The sequence below is a fragment of the Mojavia sp. genome, from assembly GCF_059505145.1.
The window spans coordinates 24,658-45,527 of sequence record NZ_JCACKA010000078.1 but is presented as its reverse complement, the minus strand read 5'-3'; the positions used below and the strand labels follow the sequence as shown (position 1 = coordinate 45,527).

The window sequence follows — 20,870 nt, the reverse complement described above, 5'->3', positions numbered from 1 at the left end:
CGCGTCAATCTACACGCGTCAATTTCAGTTTGGCAGACTACTTTTACGTCTATGTACAAGATATAAAAGGATACATAACAATGCAGAGTTCAAAAATTCAAGAAAACGCAATCTTAGAAAAATCTTACAACCGCGATGATTGGCAGGGTGGATATCAATCTTTATATCAAGAGTTTGACTATTGGATTGACGATGTAGAAGGGCAAATTCCTCCAGAACTGCAAGGTACGCTGTTTAGAAATGGCCCCGGTTTGCTGGATGTGAACGGACAGCGCATTCATCACCCCTTTGATGGCGATGGAATGATTAGCCGGATCAGCTTTATTAATGGTCGCGCCCATTTCCGCAACCGCTTTGTCCGCACTGAAGGGTATGTAGAAGAACAAAAAGCTGGTAAAATCCTCTATCGCGGTGTGTTTGGCACGCAAAAACCTGGTGGTTGGCTAGCTAATCTCTTCGATTTCAAAATCAAAAATATTGCCAACACCAACGTGATTTACTGGGGTGGTAAACTTTTAGCATTGTGGGAAGCTGCTGAACCCCATCGCCTCAACCCTGGCACCCTAGAAACGTTGGGAAAAGAATATTTTAACGGTGTTTTGTCAGCAGGCGAAGCTTTTGGCGCTCATCCTCGCCTTGATCCAAGTTGCAACCAAGATAATGGCGCACCTTGCCTGGTCAACTTTTCTATTCAACCGGGACTATCTACCAAAATCACGATTTTTGAACTGAACCTAGCAGGTGAAGTTGTCAGAAAGCACGCTCATAGTGTTCCGGGTTTCTGTTTCATCCACGATTTTGTTATTACTCCCAATTACTGCATCTTCTTTCAAAATCCTGTCACTTTTAATCCCATACCTTTGGCCTTGGGAATACGTGCAGCCGGGGAATGTATCAAATTTCAGCCAAATCAACCAACTCGCATTATAGTGATTCCTCGCAACTCCAAGGCTGCAAAAACAGATGTAAAAATTCTGGAGACCCAATCTGGTTTTGTCTTTCACCACATCAATGCTTTTGAAATAGGCAGTGAAATTGTGATTGACTCCATTTGCTATGACTCATTACCAGAAGTCGAACCCGAAAGCGATTTTCGTCAAGTTGATTTTGAAGCAATTGCGCCTGGGCAACTTTGGCGGTTTAATATTAACCTTAACGATGGGACGGTGCAACGAAAGTTAATTGAAAGTCGTTGCTGTGAGTTTCCCAGCATACATCCAGATAATGTGGGACGCCCATATCGTTACTTGTATATCGGTGCTGCTCATGCAGAGACTGGTAATGCTCCCTTGCAAGCACTGCTAAAAATTGATTTAGACTCTGGAGAAAGACAACTTTGGAGTGCAGCACCCCGTGGTTTCATGGGTGAGCCGATTTTTGTTCCCCGCCCTGGTTCCCAAAAGGAAGATGACGGTTGGGTAATTGCTTTGGTTTATGATGCTGTCTATCATCGCTCAGATGTGGTGATTTTGGATGCTAGCGATTTCCGTAAAGGTGTAATTGCTCGTTTGCATCTCAAGCATCATATTCCCTATGGGCTTCATGGAACCTTTACTTCTAAAGTCTTTGTATCAGATTAATTGTTTCAGGGAGCGATCGCTACAAATGAACACAGACACAAAATATCTGTGTTCATTTTTTATGCATAAAATCGAAATAAAATTGTAACAAAAACTACAAATTCTCTAACTTTTTTTCCAAGGAAGGATAAGCTAGGCATAATATATATCCGGTTCGCAAAGATACCGCGATTAGGAGAAAATTATATGGTTGCAACACCTCTGCTACCGCTGGAAGCAGCTACTCCAGCACATATTTGTCCATTTGATCAAGCTTGTAGCTACTTAGAGGCGGCAGCCAAAGAATTAAAATTAGATCAAGGGTTGCTAGAAATCCTCAGTCATCCGCGCAAAGTAGTTACAGTTTCCATTCCTGTGAAACTGGATAATGGTGAAATACGGGTGTTGGCAGGACATCGGGTGCAGCACTCCGATATCTTAGGCCCATACAAAGGAGGAATTCGTTACCATCCAGCCGTTACACTGCGCGAGGTTTCTGCCTTAGCAATGTTAATGACTTGGAAATGTGCATTATTAGGTATTCCCTACGGCGGTGCAAAAGGAGGTATTGCCTTAGATCCCAAACAATACAGCGTTAGGGAACTAGAACGAATTACCCGTCGTTATACCAGCGAGTTGATTAAAGATATCGGCCCGTCTGTAGACATACCTGCACCAGATGTGGGTACTTCTGCCCGTGAAATGGCTTGGATGATGGACACATATTCTGTGAATGTCGGCCATGCTGTACCAGGGGTAGTGACTGGTAAGCCCCTTTCTGTTGGTGGTTCCCGCGGACGGGAAATGGCAACTGGACGCGGTACGATGATTATTGTCCGTGAGGCATTGGCAGATCAAGGAAAAACTCTAGCCGGAGTGCGAGTTGTTATTCAGGGATTTGGCAATGTAGGTGGTGCTGCTGCCGAATTATTACACGAAGCAGGAGCAAAGATTATAGCTGTATCCACCAGTACAGGGGGAATATACTCCGAACAGGGCCTTGATATTGCAGCGCTGAAAGCCTACGCTACTGCCAACCATAAGAGTGTTGTCGGTTTCCCGCAAGCACTACCAATTAGCAACGCAGATTTATTGACCTTGCCCTGCGATGTCTTGATTCCCTCAGCCTTAGAGAACCAAATCACTAAGGAAAATGTGAGTCAGGTGCAAGCCAAGATTATTGCAGAAGCCGCTAACGGCCCGGTGACTCTAGAAGCTAACCAAGCCCTAGAAGCGCGGGGTGTGATTGTGTTACCAGACATCTTGGCCAATGCTGGTGGTGTTGTGGTGAGTTACCTAGAGTGGGTGCAAGGACTTTCCTACCTATTCTGGGATGAAGAACGCGTTAACCGCGAAATGGAACATTTGATGGTTCATGCTTACCGCCAAGTGATTCAACATTCCAAGACACGGCAAATTTCTCTACGCCTAGCAGCTTATACGTTAGGGGTAGGTAGAGTCGCGCAAGCACTTAACGATCGCGGTCTTTATCCCTAATTTTTTATACTAATCTAATTATAGAGGCGGATATTTATCTGCCTCTTTTTTTTGGCGTTCAATTGGAATTTTATTACGTGCTAAACGTGAAGGTTATCCTCTATCTATTAAAACAGCTATTCAAGAAATGCTAAATCACAATATTCGCTTCAGTCAAACAGTTATTAATTTTGCACTTAAAGAAGCTGGAGAAAGTTCATAACCTAATGGCGCAAAAGCCTTAATTTTGGCTTTAGTCTGCGATCGCCTAGTATTCCGTACCCTTATGGGGAAACAAGCTACGTATAGCGTAAGTTGACTTGCCCTATTCAATCATTGATGATTACACTAAAGTTCATTAGTTTTTTTCTAGGGGTTGACAGTCATCTTGAATACACTGGCTGGACGCTACGAAATCATTCGGCAATTAGGCGGCGGTGGTTTCGCTGTCACATTTCTGGCTAGGGATAATTTGCAACCTAGCAAACCTTTATGTGTAGTTAAGCAACTGCGTCCTAACCAGTCTCATCCCCGCGTTGTAGAATTTTTTGAAAAAGAAGCAGCTATTCTCGAAAAGCTGGGACAACATCCCCAAATTCCTCAATTACTGGCACATTTTAGCGAAAACGGCATTCTTTACATAGTTCAGGAGTTTATCGAAGGACAAGACCTGAGTCAAGAAATCATTCCTGGTAGGCGGTTGAATGAGGATTATGCAACCAAGTTGTTGCAAGATGTCTTAGAAGTTTTGTCTTTTATACATAGTAAAGGAGTAATTCACCGCGACATCAAGCCTCAGAATCTCATGCGAAGACATGAGGATGGTCAAATTTTCTTAATTGATTTTGGGGCGGTGAAAGAACTTGGCTCTTTGATGGTAAATTCTCAAGGCGAAGTATATTCCAGCGTCGTCATCGGTACTCCTGGTTATATGGCGTCGGAGCAAAAGAATGGTAAACCTTGTTTGGGTAGTGATGTCTATGCTTTGGGGATGACGATAATTCAAGCTTTGACTGGCGTGTTACCTTTTGATTTGCAAGAAGATCCATTGACTGGTGAAATCATTTGGCGAAATCAAGCACAAGTTAGCGATCATCTCGCTGATGTGTTAACCAAGATGGTGCGCCGTCACTTTAGTTTACGTTATGCCAAAGCAACAGAGGCATTACACTCCTTAAAACCACCATTGTCATTACCATCAACAGTTGTTGTTAATACTGCCAAGCAAGTATACCTTCAAGAAGCGACGGCTAGGGCGCAACAAGGTCAAGGTAATTTTTCTGTCTTTGCATTGAGGATACTCGAATCTAAGCGGATTGAGTTAGGGTTATCTGAGGATGAAGCTAGGGAAATTCAGGAACAAGTTCTCAAACCCTATCGAGAGTATCAGCAAAAGTTAGAGGAGTATGAACAGGCGTTGATTGATGCAGTCAAGCAACAATATCCTTTTAATCAAGCGACGCAAAAAGATTTACAAGACTATCAGCAATATTTAGGATTACGGAATGAGGATATAGCAGCGATAGAAGCACGGGTATTTCCCCAGCAAACACAGCCAAGTCCATCATCTACACCTGTTTCTGTGCCAAAATCACCGTCACCGGTGCAAATTATCACTCAACCTTTTGAGTTTGAGTTCGCCACCCTAACAGTAAAATCGGGATTATTAGGAATAGGAAAAAAAACTTATCAAATTAACCGCAGTCGGGGACGTGGTGAGTTTTTTACAGAAAGCTTAGGTAATGGCGTAGCGCTGGATATGGTAGCAATTCCTGGTGGTAAATTTCTTATGGGTTCCCCAGATGATGAGCCAGGACGATCTGACGCTGAAAGTCCACAGCACATAGTCACGATTCAACCCTTTTTTATGGGGAAATTTCCTATCACCCAGAGTCAATGGAAAGCCGTTACCGCTTTACCCAAGGTTAATATTGATTTAAATCCCGATCCATCATCTTTTAAAGGCGCTAATCGACCTGTTGAATGTGTTTCTTGGGATGATGCAGTTGAGTTTTGTGCCAGACTTTCTAAGAAGATGGGGAAAATCTATCGCTTACCTAGTGAAGCAGAATGGGAATATGCTTGTCGTGCGGGAACAACTACGCCGTTTTATTTTGGCGAAACGATTACGACCGATGTAGCAAATTACAACGGAAACTACATATACGCCCTGAGTCCAAACGGTGAATATCGTCAACAAACAACAGATGTAGGAAAATTTCCTCCCAACCCTTTTGGTTTATTTGATATGTGTGGTAATATATGGGAATTGTGTCAAGATGAGTGGCACAAAAATTATGATGACGCACCAGCAGACGGCAGCGCTTGGTTAGTTGAGAATAATAAATATCGCCTGCTGCGTGGTGGTGCATGGGGGAATAATCCCAGGTATTGCCGCTCGGCGAACCGCTTTAAAAGCGCGCGTGACGATAGGGACAACGGCGTGGGTTTTCGGGTAGTGGTGGCTCCGAGCAGGCTCTTCTAGCTCTTTGCACTCTAGCCCTTTTGCCCTCTGCCCTTCTTATTCTTTACTTACAAAGACGCGAAGTACACGTTCGCGTAGCGTCTTGTAGAGAAGGAAGAAAGAAAAGAAGAAAAATTAAGAATGAGTTCACCCATCAAAACTTTTGGGACAGACCACTAGTAGATTTAGAATATGATGTTTTTAGAGCTAAAAATTAAAAACTAAAAATGACAGCATATGCCCTAAATTTACCTGACCAGTTGAAGCAAGAAATTGAGCAATTAGCTCAGATTCAGGGTATTTCGCTTGACCAATTTATTTTGTGGGCTGTAACAGAAAAAGTAAGTACCCTGAAAGCATCTTTTCCACAAATTGCTTATCGTCAGGGAGCAAATGGGCAACTTGTACCAATCATCAAAGGTACAGGAATTCGAGTGCAAACTGTGGCGATCGCTTCCCAAAAATGGGGTATGAGTCCAAGTCAGATTGCCAATGAGTATGAACTTACTGAGACACAGATAAAAGAAGCGCTGAGTTTTTATGCAGTAAATAAGGAGCAGATTGACGCAGCGATCGCTTCTGAGCAATCCTTAGAAATTGCTAATGGTTAAGCTCAAGCTTCATCTGGATGCAGATACATCTAATAAATCGTTACATTCAGCATTGGTGTCTAAAGGGCATGATGTCACTCGTACTCCAAATGACTGGATGCCTTTGGATGCTAGTGATGAAACTCAATTATTACGCGCAACTGCTCAGGGTAGATGTATATTTACATTCAACGTGAGAGACTTTATTGTTCTAGCGCAACAGTATCCTCAACATGGCGGTATTATCCTTGCTGCTCAGATTAGTTGGTCAGTTTCAGATTTGATTACGGCATTAGATCGCCTTTTATGCGAAGCAGAAGCAACAGATTGGGTTGGTCAGGTAGATTGGCTCAATAGGTGGCGAAAGTAGTTATGACATTTGAACCTGATACTTAGACAACCATCGCTTCCACGCCAAACCCGACTACAATAAATACGCAACTCGCGCTTCCTTAAGGAGTATCCAGCAGTGCAGCCGGATTTATTAGGTTTGGAAATTAGTAAGGGAGAACTGAGACGCTTGACTGGATTTGATCCAGAAGATGTTTTCCGACCTTCAATTATGGCAGACAGCGAGAAGCGATTAGGGTTTTTTATTAATGAACTACTTGTAGCGCTAGCCCTAACTCCGTTAATTGTTGGCGCTATTTATGCTTTTATTATTCTGCCAGTAATTGGTTCTTCAATTAAATTAGGAATCATTTTACTAATTCTAGTGCCAATTACTGTAATAGTTGGGCGATCGCTATGGCGGCAAAAAACTTGTCCTAAAGCCTTGACAATTCTCTTAGATGAGGTAGATAAATATCATGCTGTGATTAAAGCGATAGATATTAATGACCAACTCGAAACATCTGGTAATTCTCAAAGCAGTATTAACGACAGGGATCAAGTGATTGCCGCCCTACAACTAATTAGGGAAGATTTAGTTCGCGCTTTAAAAACCGAGCGAGTTTTGCGGGATAATAAAAAGCTGCTTGCTAACAATCAAGAGTTATTTGTGAATAACTTAGCCAATCTACAAGCTTTACAAGTTAGTAGTCAGGCAGGCGAATATGCTCAATTTCTCAATCAATCATTGCAAATTGCCCTTGATGTGCAAGCTGAAATCAGAAAATTGCGGAAAGTCTGATTTGAGAAAACTTCCGCTCAAAACTTTCTCAAACCACTGTCGCCCGGTTGATTGAAATGACCAACAAACCGAAAATTATTGTCCTCGATGATGATCCTACAGGTTCTCAAACAGTCCACAGCTGTTTGCTGCTGATGCACTGGGATGTGGACACTTTACGCATCGGTTTGCAAGACAATTCACCAATTTTCTTTGTACTGACAAATACACGATCGCTGCCACCAGAATCAGCAGCATCTATTACCAAAGAAGTTTGCCACAACTTGAAAATTGCTCTAAAAGCTGAAGGTATTGAAGATTTTTTGGTAGTCAGCCGTTCTGATTCAACTTTACGAGGGCATTATCCCATCGAAACTGATGCGATCGCCCAAGAACTTGGGCCATTTGATGCTCATTTTCTCGTACCAGCATTTTTTGAAGGTGGACGCATCACCCGTGACAGCGTACATTACTTGATTGTTGATGGTGTACCTACCCCAGTCCATGAAACTGAGTTTGCCCGTGATTCAGTCTTCGGCTACCATCACAGCTACTTACCCAAGTATGTAGAAGAAAAGACTCAAGGGCGAATCAGTGCTGAGACTGTAGAAAGATTTTTACTTGCAAACATCCGTGCTGGTAGCTTGGAACGCTTGTTAAAACTCAGTAATAATCAATGTGTTGTAGTTGATGGTGAAACTCAAGCTGATCTCAACTCCTTTGCAGTAGATGTTCTGACAGCAGCAAGTCAAGGAAAACGCTTTTTATTTCGCAGCGCTGCTAGCATCTTAACGGCTTTGGCAGCCTTACCTCCCCAACCAATTGCCGCAGAAAACATGGCAGAGTATGTACGTGGAGGTAAACCAGGTGCAGTTATCGTTGGTTCCCATGTGAAAAAGACAACCCAGCAGTTGGAATCTCTGTTACAAGTAGAGGGAACCTGGGGAATTGAAGTAAATGTAAGCCGATTACTTGATGATCAAGTTGATCAATCTGCTACACTGCTAACCGAGATCCTAGAAAGCGCACGGGCGGCACACGACGCTGGCAAAACACCAGTTGTTTATACCAGCCGTCAGGAACTTACTTTCAAGGATGTAAAGACAAGGTTGGAGTTCGGAACTAAAGTTTCCGGTTTATTAATGGATATTGTGCAGGGTTTACCATCTGATATAGGATTCTTAATCAGCAAAGGTGGCATTACCTCTAACGATGTCTTAAGTACTGGGCTTTCCTTAACTTCAGCCCGTTTACTCGGTCAAATTTTAGCTGGTTGTTCGATGGTTCTGACACCTTCTGACCATCCCCAGTTTCCTAATTTGCCAGTTGTGCTGTTTCCAGGTAATGTCGGTAATGCTGATGCCTTGGGGACAATCTATCGAAGATTAACTAAAACAGCGCTAAGTAAAAAGTCCTAAGTTATGAGGAAAGATTTAATCATTAACTGAATCAACTTGTAACTCGAAACTTATTACTTTTTGGAGCGATCATGTTGTTGCACAATGCAACTAATTTAATGTTAATAATTGCTCGGAATGTTCCTTGTCTTTTGGTTGGTGCTGCATGACTTCTGAACCTGATACTCCTGATTTAGAGTCTAATTCTGTTCTCCCAGAGGCAGAGCTAAATTCTGTTCTCCAGTATTTAAAGTCGAATTCTGTCCCTTCAAATTTAGAAAGCCCAGATTCATCTGTAACTTCTGCTGTTAGTGATGCGTCCTTAGAGTCTAAAACACCTAACTTAGTGGCAACTTCTACTTCTGTTGCTGATGCATCATCAAATTCTACTATCTCTGATTTAGACTCAATTTCTGATCTTTCTAATTTAAACTCTCTTGAGTCACCATCATCAGAAAATACGGTAAAACATCATATTCAAGTCCAGTGGAAAACTGAGGAGGGACGCTTATTATTAATTTTGCCAACAGAAGCACAAGTACCTGCCTCAGAGTTTAGCTGGTATGAAATTTGGCAACAGATGCGGCAGCGTCTACAAGCAGGCGATCGCCTCCGGACACCAAATACACCAGTGTATCTAATGGCAAAAGACCGCTTGTTAGATACTAGACAACTACAAGAACTTAGCGAAACTTTAAGCGAAGTCCAACTCCAGCTAAAGTGTGTTGCGACTAGTCGTCGTCAAACGGCGATCGCTGCTGTCTCATCTGGTTATTCTGTAGAACAACTACAGCCAGAAACTTCTCTAATATTATCTGAGCCAAAAGCTACCTCCACCCCTTTAGCAGATGCACTTTATCTGGAAATGACGGTACGTTCTGGAGTAGAAATCCGTCATCCTGGCACTGTAATTATTTTGGGAGATCTAAATCCAGGTGGTATCGTAGTTGCAGATGGAGATATTTTAGTTTGGGGTCGTCTACGTGGTATCGCTCATGCCGGCGCTGGGGGCAATCGTGAGTGTCTGATTATGTCCTTGCAAATGGAACCAACCCAATTGCGGATCGCAGATGCTGTCGCTAGGGCACCAGAAAAAACTCCAATACAGCTTTCTCCTGAAGTAGCGCATATGACGCCGCAAGGCATTCGCATCGCTAGGGCTATTGATTTTTCCCGAAACCAATTAAGTAGGATCAATCAGGGGCCATAAATATTTACTATAAATCCTGAACCCTAATCGAGCGCGTTTCTCTTATGACTCGCATTATTGTTATTACCTCCGGTAAAGGAGGGGTGGGTAAAACCACAGTTTCCGCAAATTTGGGCATGGCAATAGCTAAAATGGGGCGACAAGTCGCCTTAGTTGATGCGGATTTCGGTCTGAGAAATTTAGATTTGCTACTAGGGCTAGAAAACCGCATAGTTTATACTGCCGTGGAAGTCCTAGCTAGAGAGTGCCGTTTAGAACAAGCATTAGTTAAAGATAAGCGGCAAACTAATCTCGTACTCTTACCAGCCGCCCAAAATCGAACCAAAGATGCAGTTAGTCCCGACCAGATGAAATTATTGGTGAATGCACTGGCTCAAAAGTACCAGTATGTCCTCATCGATAGCCCCGCAGGTATTGAAATGGGTTTCAAAAATGCGATCGCCCCCGCGAAAGAAGCCCTGATTGTGACCACACCAGAAATTTCTGCGGTTCGTGATGCTGACCGTATTGTTGGGTTATTAGAAGCACAAGGCATCAAGCGTATTCATCTAATAATTAATCGCATCAGACCCGCAATGGTTCGAGCAAATGATATGATGTCTGTGCAAGATGTTCAGGAACTTCTCGCAATCCCCCTGATTGGAGTGATCCCCGACGATGAGCGTGTGATTATCTCTACCAATCGTGGCGAACCTCTGGTGTTATCAGAAACCCCCTCTATAGCTGCCACAGCCTTTGAAAACATTGCTCGGAGATTGGAAGGGGAAACTGTCGAATTTCTTGATATCGACGTACCCAACGACAACATTTTCGCCCGTTTGAGAAAGTTGTTGTGGACGAAGATTGTTTAACTTCATTTTTCCGTCTCCGCAGACCTAATTTGCAATGATTCTCGAAATAATAGAACGACTTTTTATTCGCTCTCCTGACACCAGTCGCACTCAAGTTAAACGTCGCTTGCAATTGGTGATTGCCCATGACCGCGCTGCCTTAGATCCTCAAAGATTGGAAAAAATGCGACAAGAAATCCTAGAGATAGTCTGTCGCTACGTAGAAGTGGAAACAGAAGGCTTGGAGTTCTCTCTAGAAAGCAACCATCGGACGACAGCTTTAATTGCTAACTTACCCATTCGTAGAGTCAAAGGAATTGATGAATTAGAAAGCAGCGATACAACATCTTCTTTGTAGTTTTTCCTAAGTATTGTTCTAGCTAATAGCGATTAGCTAAATGCTAATTGCTGGCTATTACTTGAGTTCAATGACTTAAAAAAACGGTGAGTAACACTATTTACGCGTTATTAAATGATTTGGCTATTTGCCATTTCATTTTTAAGTAACGCTTCTTGATTATCAATCAAGTTAAAATAAAAATGTTTTAAAATATGGACTTTAAGCCGTAATAAGTACAGGCAATACTGCCAACTAAATAGACAACCCAAGTCAAAAAAAAGCCAATTGCTCGTCCATTAGAAGGGCCATAAGTATTAATCAGTCCCCACGCATGGGCAATACGAGCAACAGTGAGAGTGCTTCCGAGAAGCCACACCAACCATATGTGTACTTGCATCAACTCCAGTGCCAGTACAAACATTAATCCATGAGGTACATACTCAGCAAAATTGCCATGAGCACGAACCTTTCTTTGCAGTAAGCTATGATCTTTTATAGGCTCAGGAAATAGTTTTTGAGTCATCTTTTCAACTTTATTTGCCCAAGCATTAGGATTTGCTAAGGGATTTGGCTGTTGCGCTACATCTGCTTCAGACTCACCATGCCAAACTCTTGTCTTCATCCTTTCATCTGCTGCAATATAAGAAAGAGAAAAGGCAATGAAACCGTTAATACCAATAAAAAGAGTTGATACTGGAATACTATTTTCAATCATCTTGATTCCTCATTCAAAATATCAACCTTTGTCCCAAATCTAAAAAATTTTTTGTCATCATATCAAATAGGGAAATGATGTCTTGTTTCACTTCCACAGAGACATTTCTAAACCTCTTGTCTGTCGATTTTTTCTCGATGTCTTAATTACGAATTACGAATTAGTATCATACAACTAATCACACATAACTATAAAAAAATTCCCGTTGTCAATTGGGCAACAACGGGAATTTATAGACTTGTATGTAAACTATCGAAAAGCCACTTGTGGTTCCGCCCAAACTTCTGAAAGCTTTTCACCAAAAGTAATAGGCTGATCCCCATCTGTAGTTGTATTTACAGTCTTGCCATCACTAGCAACTTTTACTAAAGGCCAATTTTCTTCACCTAGTTCACCAGCACGGAACAGCACATGATCGGGTTGGGTTTTACTCCAGCCTAACAACACCGCAATTTTTTCATGCTCATCTTCTTCCTGCGCGGGAGCAACAGTATTGGCGTGATTATTTTGCCGATCCCAAATGACTGCTCTATCCGTAGCATCCGCTGTATTAAATAATCCTTCAAACTTACGTGCTAGGAAGCGATCGCCTTTTTCCGACCAGCTAACAGGAACTAATACTCCAATTTTCCCATTCGTTTCTGCTAGTTGTGGGGATGATGCTTTTGCCTGTAATAATGGATCGCTAACGATAGCAGTTGAAGCCATTACCCGCAATTTCTTGGTTTGTGTATCTTCTACAAACAGAACGCTGGTAACACGGCTATTGTACATTTCGGGTTTGACTTCTAGTTGCACCCTACTATAAACAATATATTTACCGTCAGGAGAAACCACAGGCACACTACGGTAGTAACGTACTCCACCTCCCTGAGGCCCAATAGCCTCCTGAGTAGCCGTTATCCATTTCCAAGGAATAGGATGAGGGCTACCTATGGGATCTGCTGGTACGGCTTGGTTTTCCTCAGCTGGTTCAGAGACTTGTATTTCCGTTGTGGATTTTGGTTGCGATGTTCTCAGAGTTGGCGCAACTTGAGTTGCTGCGAATGATTGAGCAACAGATACCTCTTTTGGTAGAGAATGTTTAGATTCTGCTATAGACTTGATTTTAGAATTTTTTATTTTTTGTAATAAACTTAATTTGCTAGCAGAAAACTTTGTAGATGGTGCGAGTTCAACTGCTGCCAATGGATCAGTAGCAGGCACATTACTGCTTAACGGGGAATTATCTTTTAAAAGATTTGCTGCTTCTGCCGAAGGCTCAATTGTGTCTGCTGGTAATAATTTTGGTTCTGCAACAGCAGTTATTTCTCCTGACGCAGAATTAGATTCTTCCCTTAAAGAGTTAATTTGATCTACGTTTAATATTTCAGCTAAATCAGGTTCGCTAACAGCAGCCATTTCCATTGTCGCTGAACCAGATTGTTCAGATTCAGAAGTGCTTTTTAATACTTCTGATTGCGTTGCCGAGGTAGAGTGGCCTGATGCCGCCACTAGAGGTGCGATCAGTATCGCAACTACAGCATATTTAACAAATGGTTGTACGCGGAACCATCCTGACAGCAAAAGAGGTTTAAGCATTGGTTGACTCTCTAGAGGGGCGGTTGCTGTGTGAGGAGCAAGGCCTATGCAGCAATGGGAGAAGCTATGACTATATGTATAACAACAAACTAAAAGCTTTAACGAGATAATTTCTTCAAAGTTAGCACAGCTTTACAAAAATTAAGTATCATAATTAACGCTTTTTTTGCGCTTGTGTATTGGTATTAATAAGTAACCTGCTATCATAAGTAATAATGCAGATTAACTAAGTAATATTACGCAAACAATAAGCTGATTCGCCATCTAACGCCCAACTATACTTAATAGAGGTAACGCTAAACAAAGCTTCAACCTATCATTTAACTTTTATGGCGACAGCCAACATTCAAATAACGGAACTGTTGAAACTTGTGCGAGGGAGAGCTAACCCGTAAGCAGCCTTCCGATCACATTAACCTGGAACAACAGCGCACACAAACCAATTATGGAAAATGTGAGGTTTACTTGAAAAACTAGCAAAGCTCACTTACAACATAATTGCTGCTTAAGAACCATTACTAGTATCTACCTACAAGTATTAATTGCAATTAGTTCTACAATAATTGCGAGAACTCAGCACTATTTTATAGATGTAAAGACATCTAAAAGCAAATTCAATTAAACAAGCAGAAATTAAATTTAACAGGTAGACGCATGGTGGTGAAGCAGCCCTGTATTAAGTTAAGCCCGACTTACGCGGCAGTTTTCCCTAGGCCTAGCTCTATCCCGCAGGGTAAGAGTAACCGAAGGGTTTGTTGTCAAACATCGCCGAATAATTAGGTTCTCTAGCAGCAGAAGCAGTTATTACTAGCTTATCTGCCTGCTAACTGCAACTTAATTATAAGTTAGTTTATCAAGGAACCTTTGGCTTCACCAATACGAAACTACTTTAGCACTAAAAAAGCAAATTATTTGAAGATTTAGGATAAAATTATCCGCTATTTATTGAGCTGGGATTAACCAACTTCCAAATTACCTTTTCTGGCTAGGGAGATCTGGTCATATATTTGATTATTTGATAGCCTCGTTTACTCCTGAGAACGTGTGATGATTGAGGACAGAGGGTTAATCAATGGATTACCAGGTACACTACGCACAGCGACATGGAAATTGCTATCGACCTGAGATACTCGACGTTGGCTATGTTGTTGACTATTAACTAATATGAAAATTGTATTTTTTGGTACTCCCCAGTTTGCTGTCCCTACCCTAGAAAAATTGCTAAATCACCCAGACTTTGAAGTTTTAGCAGTTGTCACTCAACCAGATAAACGCCGAGAACGAGGGAATAAACTTACACCTTCACCAGTAAAAACCCTTGCGACTTCCTTCAATCTCCCAGTATGGCAACCCCAACGGCTAAAAAAACACACTGCAACGTTAACAAACCTCCAACAATCAGAGGCAGATGCGTTTGTCGTTGTTGCCTATGGACAGATTTTGTCTCAAAAAATATTGGATATGCCGAAATTGGGCTGCATCAACGTGCATGGCTCGATTTTGCCCAAATATCGGGGTGCAGCTCCTATTCAGTGGTGTTTATATAATGGCGAGCCGGAAACCGGGATCACAACAATGTTAATGGATGTCGGCATGGATACGGGAGCAATGCTGCTCAAAGCAACTACATCTATTGAATTACTAGATAATGCCCAAAATTTAGCCGAGAGGCTAGCTGCAATCGGTGCAGATTTGTTGCTGGAAACCTTGTTAAAGCTGGAACGACAGGAAATTGAACCAATTCCTCAGGATAACTCGCAAGCGACTTATGCACCTTTAATTCAAAAACAGGATTATGGGTTAGATTGGTCTAAAAGCGCTATTCAGTTACACAATCAAATTAGAGGCTTTTATCCCAACTGTACCGCCAGCTTTCGCAACCAAGCGCTGAAAATTACTCTTTCCCTTCCCCTTGGTTCTGCTTACAATCACAAGCTACCACCAGAATTAGAAAAAATTAATTATAAATTGCCGGATTTGTCAACTGTAGCTGGTAGTCCGGGAGAAGTGGTAAGCATTGCCAAGGGAATTGGCGCGATTGTCCAAACTGGCGAAGGCGTGTTGCTATTGCGAGAAGTTCAGTTAGCTGGCAAACGTCCCCAGTCGGGATGGGATTTTGTTAACGGCACTCGCTTAACTGTAGGAGAAGTTTTTGGATCTGGAAGTTAAGAGAGAGGGAGATAGGGTTTGTGGCTTCTGACTCCTTGCTGCACACTGCATCACTCTCGACTGTTTAGTGTTACGTTTTCGTAGAAACGGCAAGTCTTACAAGGGCCACCTGGATTGACTGCACAACGTACAATTTCGGAATGAGCATTGTAACTACAGGTGGCATCGCCGATTACCCAACGTCCCTCTACCAGACTTTTCTCAGCTGGTCTTTGAGCAGATTGTACGTAAAGGGCTATATTATGCAAACGGTAGCGCCCCGCTTTAAGTTGATATCTGTGGCGGCGCTCTAAAACTGCGTAGGTTTTACCTTCAAAATCGAGATAGTTTCCTGGTTGGGGTGTCCAATCAAGTTTCGCTCTACCGAGGCACTGACGCGGATGCGTCAAAATCACCTCGGTTGGTAAAGAGTCTGGCTCCATAAGCTTATGTGATTTGATTTACATTATAAAGATGGTATGGCAATAACCTTCTCTAGCTTACCGAATTTGAATTATAATTAATAGTTTGCTAAATCATTGCGAGTTTTCATCGCAAGCAAGATAGAAAAATTGATGACTATTCTGCTAGTTTAAGTAAGCATGATTGAGAAACACACATATGTGTACGCTTACATCTGCCATTAAAAATACTAAAAATACCTGCGATCGCCATCTAAAAACGTATTATTAAACGATGATAATAGTTCAATTTTTTATTGGCAAAATGCTATGATTGGCATCAAAATCAATTCACAAAAGTAGCAAGTTACTAGTGGAATTTTGCATATCGACCTAACCTGCTAATTACCATATGTGACTTTCCTGGTTTGCTCTTTCGCTTTTTAAATAGATTGAGTTTAAATTCATAAATCTTTACAATTGCGGCCCGGCACCAGGAAGCCAGTAGGCTAGATGCTTTTCTATGATGTGGTTGATTGTTCAGGGAATCCGGCAATGGGGACGAGAAATCGTAAAGGCAAATTTTTCTGGGTGCTTATTACATTGTTTAAAGTTATGTAGCCTTTTGATTATTTGCCCTCAGCCACTGCGGTAAACTATGCCTTGATTATGATTCCTTCGCAGAGAAGAACACTCGAAAGGAGCCTTTTTTCAATGTCTCATACCGTAAAAATCTACGATACCTGTATTGGCTGCACCCAATGCGTCCGCGCTTGCCCCACTGACGTACTGGAGATGGTACCTTGGGATGGCTGTAAAGCTGCTCAAATAGCCTCTTCACCCCGCACAGAAGACTGCGTAGGATGCAAACGGTGTGAAACAGCTTGTCCCACCGACTTCTTAAGCATCCGGGTTTACTTGGGCGCTGAAACGACTCGCAGTATGGGTCTAGCTTATTGAGGAATTCATTTTAATTTCTCATTTGGCTCGCAATCAAGTGTCTTATTAGCAAGCACCTTTAGCATCGTAGGGTGGGTATTTGCCACCCTACAATATCGTTCTTTTACTGTAAAAGCCCGAAACCATAAAATAACTACACTTACAAGGAGCAATCAGCTCCTTTTTTCTTTGCTAAAATATCACTTTTATGGTAACAATAAACAGGTTTTAATCATCCTCAACAGGGAGCGGTGAACTAAATGTGCGGAATCGTTGGATATATCGGCACTCAAGCGGCGACAGAAATTCTACTAGCTGGGCTAGAAAAACTGGAGTATCGTGGGTACGATTCTGCTGGAATCGCTACCGTCTGGGAAGGTGATGTGCATTGCGTGCGAGCAAAGGGCAAACTGCATAACTTACGTTCTAAACTTGAACAAATAGAAACCCCCTCTCAAATTGGTATTGGTCACACTCGTTGGGCGACTCACGGCAAACCAGAAGAGTATAACGCCCATCCCCACATGGATACAGCGATGCGAATTGCGGTAGTGCAAAATGGCATTATTGAAAACTACCGTGACTTGCGGGAGGAACTAAAGCAAAAAGGTCATCAGTTTCGTTCGGAAACTGATACAGAAGTCATTCCGCACCTCATCGCCGAATTGCTTAAAACTTCTGCATCTTCATTGTTGGAGGCAGTTCAGCAATCTGTGAACCATCTTGAGGGTGCATTTGCGATCGCAGTGATTTCTGCTGATTACCCAGATGAATTAATTGTCGTTCGGCAGCAAGCACCCTTGGTAATTGGTTTTGGGCAGGGAGAGTTCTTTTGCGCTTCCGATACGCCAGCGATCGTTTCTCATACCCGCGCAGTGCTAGCATTAGAGAATGGAGAAATTGCGCGCCTAACACCCTTGGGCGTTGAAGTTTATAATTTTGCTGGCGATAGGTTGAAAAAACAACCTCGAATGCTTAACTTGAATCCTATGATGGTAGAAAAGCAGGGATTCAAGCACTTCATGCTCAAGGAGATTTATGAGCAACCAGGAGTTGTACGTGCTAGTTTAGAAGCTTACTTTAGTAGTGATGGTAATGCCTGCCAAGCTACTCACTCACCAATTAATCTAGGTTTACCTACAGAATTCTACGCAGATATAGAACAAATTCAAATCGTTGCCTGTGGTACTAGTTGGCACGCCGCCTTAGTCGGAAAATACTTGCTTGAACAACTAGCAGGAATTTCTACTCAAGTACACTATGCTTCTGAGTATCGCTATGCGCCATCACCCCTGATACCCAACACATTAATAATTGGTGTCACACAATCAGGTGAAACAGCTGATACTTTAGCAGCTTTAGCGATGGAAAAAGAACGTCGCCAAGGCAAAGAAAATAAATATCAAGCGCGATTACTCGGCATTACCAATCGTCCAGAAAGTAGCCTTGGCCATATGGTTCCCCATATTATCAATACCTTGGCAGGAATTGAAATTGGGGTAGCAGCAACAAAAACCTTTATTGCCCAATTAATGGCATTTTACGCTTTAGCCTTAGAATTTGCTGCTCATCGTCAGACAATTTCTCCAGATAAAATCGCGGAAATTATTGAAGGCTTGCGACACGTTCCCAAAGAAATTGAAGCAAATTTAGAGACTCAAGAAAAATTAACCGAACATTTAGCTCACGAATTTGCCGAAACCCAAGATTTTATCTTTTTGGGAAGGGGAATTAATTTTCCTATAGCCTTAGAAGGGGCATTAAAATTAAAAGAAATTAGCTATATTCATGCTGAAGGCTATCCAGCCGGGGAAATGAAGCACGGCCCGATCGCCCTATTGGATGCTAAAGTACCGGTAGTTGCGATCGCAGTTCCTGGTACTGTATATGAAAAGGTAATTTCTAACGCCCAAGAAGCGAAAGCCCGTGATTCTCGGTTAATTGGTGTTACTCCAGTTAAAGATGGTGAAGCAGCAGAAATTTTTAACGATTTGCTCCCCGTTTCATCAGTGGATGAATTACTATCACCCATCCTCACAGTAGTACCTTTGCAACTATTGGCTTATCACATCGCCGCCCGTCGTGGTTTGGACGTTGACCAGCCCCGGAACCTTGCCAAATCAGTAACGGTCGAATAGTATAAAATTATACTTTTGTTTCTATGATAAAATAGCTTCTCAGCAAGTTATATCTTTGCAGGAGCTATTTTTTATAAATAAAAAGTATGGCAAATTCTTATATATAAAAATACATAAGTATATTTAATTTCATAATTAAGGGTGAAATTGTCTGTTAAGAGGTGATCGCGGCAACTTAAATGTATATTTTTACAACGTCTTAATACTACAGATAAGCTTGTAAAAATTTGATCCGATAACATCAAAGTTAAGTACATCTACCAGCATTATGAGTGAAATCCACCTACGTCAAATAAAGTCATATCTTCAAAAAACATTTGATGGTTTGATTGACTTGACAGATTACCAAAACAAATCTGAAACAGACAGAGAGTTAATTTTCTTAACCAGAAGTCTAGCTGCATTTACATTGATGGTATTGGCTGATATTTCTCCTCAAGAAGCATCAAAATCTATAGTTGATGGTGGACAAGATAATGGAATAGATTCCATTTATTTTGATAGAAGAGAAAAAATTATGTATGTATTACAATCTAAATGGAAACAGGAAAGTAAAGGAAGTATAAAAACCGATGAGGTGATGAAATTCACTAGAGGATTTAAAGACTTAGTGAATGCTAGATATGATAGGTTTAACTCAAAACTCAATAATAAAACTCAAGATATTGAGGAAGCACTAAATGACGCAGGAACAAGATTTGAAATAATTCTTGTCTACTCAGGTCAAACTCCCCTAGCAGATGAGCCTAAAAGAGAATTTGATGATTTGTTAGATGAGATGAACGATTCATCAGATATCGTAAGTATGAGAGTGCTTAACCAGTCAAATATATACAATATAATATCTCAAGGAGCATCTGGCAATCCTATAAATTTAGATGTTTGCCTTTTCGATTGGGGACAAACTAAAGAACCTTATCAATCTTATTATGGCCAAGTTTCTGCAAGAGAAGTAGCTGATTGGTGGACTAAACATTCTCCTAAATTGTTCTCTTCAAATATTAGACTATTCGTCAAAGATAGTGAAGTCAATGAAGGCATTATAAATACAGTTAAAAAAGAACCAGAAAAGTTCTGGTATTATAATAATGGCATCACAGCTTTGTGTTCTAGTATTGGGAAAAAACCACTTGGAGGTAGTGGAAGAGATACAGGTATATTTGAATGCAAGGATGTAAAAATAGTCAATGGTGCTCAGACTGTTGGTTCAATAGCAAGAGCATATCAAAATTCTCCTGAGCAAGTTGAAAAAGCAAGAGTTCACATTCGTTTTATATCTTTGGAAAATTGCCCTGAAGCATTTGCTACAGAGATAACTAGATTCAACAATACTCAAAATAGAATTGATCGTCGAGAATTTGTGGCTCTTGATCCTGAACAAGAAAGAATCAAAAATGAACTTCACTTAGAGGGAATTATTTATACTTATAAGTCAGGTGAATCAATTCCAGATGGACAAAAAGGTTTTGATTTAAATGAAGCTACGATTAGTCGAGCTTGTAAACAGAATGAAGTTTCTTTCGCTACACGAGTTAAAGATAAAATCGGTGTTTTATGGGAAGATATTGAGAAACCACCATACAAAACTTTGTTTAATAGATCAGTAAATGGTTCTAACCTTTGGAAATTAGTTCAAATATTAAGAGTAGTAGAAAATAAATTATCAGAAGTACAAAAACAACGAGATGGAAGAGAAAAGTTATTTGCTACTCATAGTAACCGTCTCATTCTACACCTTGTCTACAAAGCTTTACCAGATAATTTCTTTAATATCTCATCTGATTTAACCCCAGAACAAATTGATGATATTCAATCTATGGCCTCAAAGTTCTTGGGAAGTGTTATGAGTGAAAGTAGCAACCTATTTCCAACTTCCTATCCGGCAAATATATTCAGGAATGTCACAAAATGCCAAGAGATTGTTGATAAAATTTTACATTGAAGTTAACTTCAGAAGGTGCAAAATTTTTT

The 20,870-nt window shown here is 41.3% G+C and carries 18 protein-coding genes; 15 read left to right on the top strand and 3 right to left on the bottom strand.

Going from position 1 to position 20,870, the window contains the following annotated elements; genetic code table 11:
* Positions 1-80 precede the first annotated feature (80 nt).
* From AC5JL8_RS22735 to minE, 11 genes are all read left to right on the top strand, one after another.
* On the top strand, positions 81-1,580 hold the full coding sequence (locus AC5JL8_RS22735; RefSeq protein WP_495881960.1) for a carotenoid oxygenase family protein: 1,500 nt from the start codon (positions 81-83) through the stop codon (positions 1,578-1,580).
* A 186-nt stretch (positions 1,581-1,766) separates the two neighbouring features.
* Entirely contained in the window at positions 1,767-3,056 is a 1,290-nt protein-coding gene (locus tag AC5JL8_RS22730) for a Glu/Leu/Phe/Val family dehydrogenase (RefSeq protein WP_495881959.1), read from the top strand.
* A 61-nt stretch (positions 3,057-3,117) separates the two neighbouring features.
* Positions 3,118-3,258, top strand: coding sequence for a DUF3368 domain-containing protein (locus AC5JL8_RS22725; protein WP_495881983.1), 141 nt, complete (start codon positions 3,118-3,120; stop codon positions 3,256-3,258).
* Positions 3,259-3,423: 165 nt separating this feature from the next.
* Positions 3,424-5,520 carry a bifunctional serine/threonine-protein kinase/formylglycine-generating enzyme family protein gene (locus AC5JL8_RS22720; protein WP_495881958.1) on the top strand — a complete coding sequence of 699 codons (2,097 nt, stop codon included), beginning with the start codon at positions 3,424-3,426 and terminating at the stop codon, positions 5,518-5,520.
* A gap of 206 nt (positions 5,521-5,726) precedes the next feature.
* Positions 5,727-6,110 carry a DUF433 domain-containing protein gene (locus tag AC5JL8_RS22715; protein WP_495881957.1) on the top strand — a complete coding sequence of 128 codons (384 nt, stop codon included), beginning with the start codon at positions 5,727-5,729 and terminating at the stop codon, positions 6,108-6,110.
* Positions 6,103-6,459 carry a DUF5615 family PIN-like protein gene (locus tag AC5JL8_RS22710; protein WP_495881956.1) on the top strand — a complete coding sequence of 119 codons (357 nt, stop codon included), beginning with the start codon at positions 6,103-6,105 and terminating at the stop codon, positions 6,457-6,459. Before AC5JL8_RS22715 ends, AC5JL8_RS22710 begins: the two co-directional genes overlap by 8 nt.
* A 99-nt stretch (positions 6,460-6,558) precedes the next feature.
* Positions 6,559-7,221, top strand: a complete 663-nt coding sequence (locus AC5JL8_RS22705) for a hypothetical protein (protein ID WP_495881955.1) — start codon at positions 6,559-6,561, stop codon at positions 7,219-7,221.
* Positions 7,222-7,277: 56 nt separating this feature from the next.
* Entirely contained in the window at positions 7,278-8,618 is a 1,341-nt protein-coding gene (locus tag AC5JL8_RS22700) for a four-carbon acid sugar kinase family protein (RefSeq protein WP_495881954.1), read from the top strand.
* Positions 8,619-8,763: 145 nt separating this feature from the next.
* Positions 8,764-9,807 carry a septum site-determining protein MinC gene (gene minC, locus AC5JL8_RS22695; RefSeq protein ID WP_495881953.1) on the top strand — a complete coding sequence of 348 codons (1,044 nt, stop codon included), beginning with the start codon at positions 8,764-8,766 and terminating at the stop codon, positions 9,805-9,807.
* Positions 9,808-9,851: 44 nt separating this feature from the next.
* Positions 9,852-10,658 carry a septum site-determining protein MinD gene (minD, locus tag AC5JL8_RS22690; RefSeq protein WP_495881952.1) on the top strand — a complete coding sequence of 269 codons (807 nt, stop codon included), beginning with the start codon at positions 9,852-9,854 and terminating at the stop codon, positions 10,656-10,658.
* A 34-nt stretch (positions 10,659-10,692) separates the two neighbouring features.
* A complete protein-coding gene (gene minE, locus AC5JL8_RS22685; RefSeq protein ID WP_495881951.1) occupies positions 10,693-10,995 on the top strand; it encodes a cell division topological specificity factor MinE in 303 nt (100 codons plus the stop codon).
* Between the two features lie 187 nt (positions 10,996-11,182).
* Here the strand turns inward: minE and AC5JL8_RS22680 are convergent, their stop codons facing one another.
* On the bottom strand, positions 11,183-11,692 hold the full coding sequence (locus AC5JL8_RS22680; RefSeq protein WP_495881950.1) for an MAPEG family protein: 510 nt from the start codon (positions 11,690-11,692) through the stop codon (positions 11,183-11,185).
* Between the two features lie 249 nt (positions 11,693-11,941).
* Positions 11,942-13,273: a hypothetical protein gene (locus AC5JL8_RS22675; protein ID WP_495881949.1), complete on the bottom strand. Its 1,332-nt coding sequence runs from the start codon at positions 13,271-13,273 to the stop codon at positions 11,942-11,944.
* A gap of 1,164 nt (positions 13,274-14,437) precedes the next feature.
* Between AC5JL8_RS22675 and fmt the strand changes: the two genes are divergently transcribed.
* On the top strand, positions 14,438-15,442 hold the full coding sequence (gene fmt / locus AC5JL8_RS22670; RefSeq protein ID WP_495881948.1) for a methionyl-tRNA formyltransferase: 1,005 nt from the start codon (positions 14,438-14,440) through the stop codon (positions 15,440-15,442).
* 50 nt (positions 15,443-15,492) lie between these two features.
* Here fmt and AC5JL8_RS22665 read toward each other — a convergent pair whose 3' ends face one another.
* Positions 15,493-15,864, bottom strand: a complete 372-nt coding sequence (locus tag AC5JL8_RS22665; RefSeq protein ID WP_495881947.1) for a DUF6464 family protein — start codon at positions 15,862-15,864, stop codon at positions 15,493-15,495.
* 672 nt (positions 15,865-16,536) lie between these two features.
* Here AC5JL8_RS22665 and psaC point away from each other — a divergent pair.
* From psaC to AC5JL8_RS22650, 3 genes are all read left to right on the top strand, one after another.
* A complete protein-coding gene (psaC, locus tag AC5JL8_RS22660) occupies positions 16,537-16,782 on the top strand; it encodes a photosystem I iron-sulfur center protein PsaC (RefSeq protein WP_012411495.1) in 246 nt (81 codons plus the stop codon).
* Positions 16,783-17,021: 239 nt separating this feature from the next.
* Positions 17,022-18,899 (top strand): glutamine--fructose-6-phosphate transaminase (isomerizing), encoded by a 1,878-nt coding sequence (gene glmS, locus AC5JL8_RS22655; RefSeq protein WP_495881946.1) that lies wholly within the window; start codon positions 17,022-17,024, stop codon positions 18,897-18,899.
* A gap of 268 nt (positions 18,900-19,167) precedes the next feature.
* On the top strand, positions 19,168-20,841 hold the full coding sequence (locus AC5JL8_RS22650) for an AIPR family protein (RefSeq protein ID WP_495881945.1): 1,674 nt from the start codon (positions 19,168-19,170) through the stop codon (positions 20,839-20,841).
* Positions 20,842-20,870: the final 29 nt, after the last annotated feature.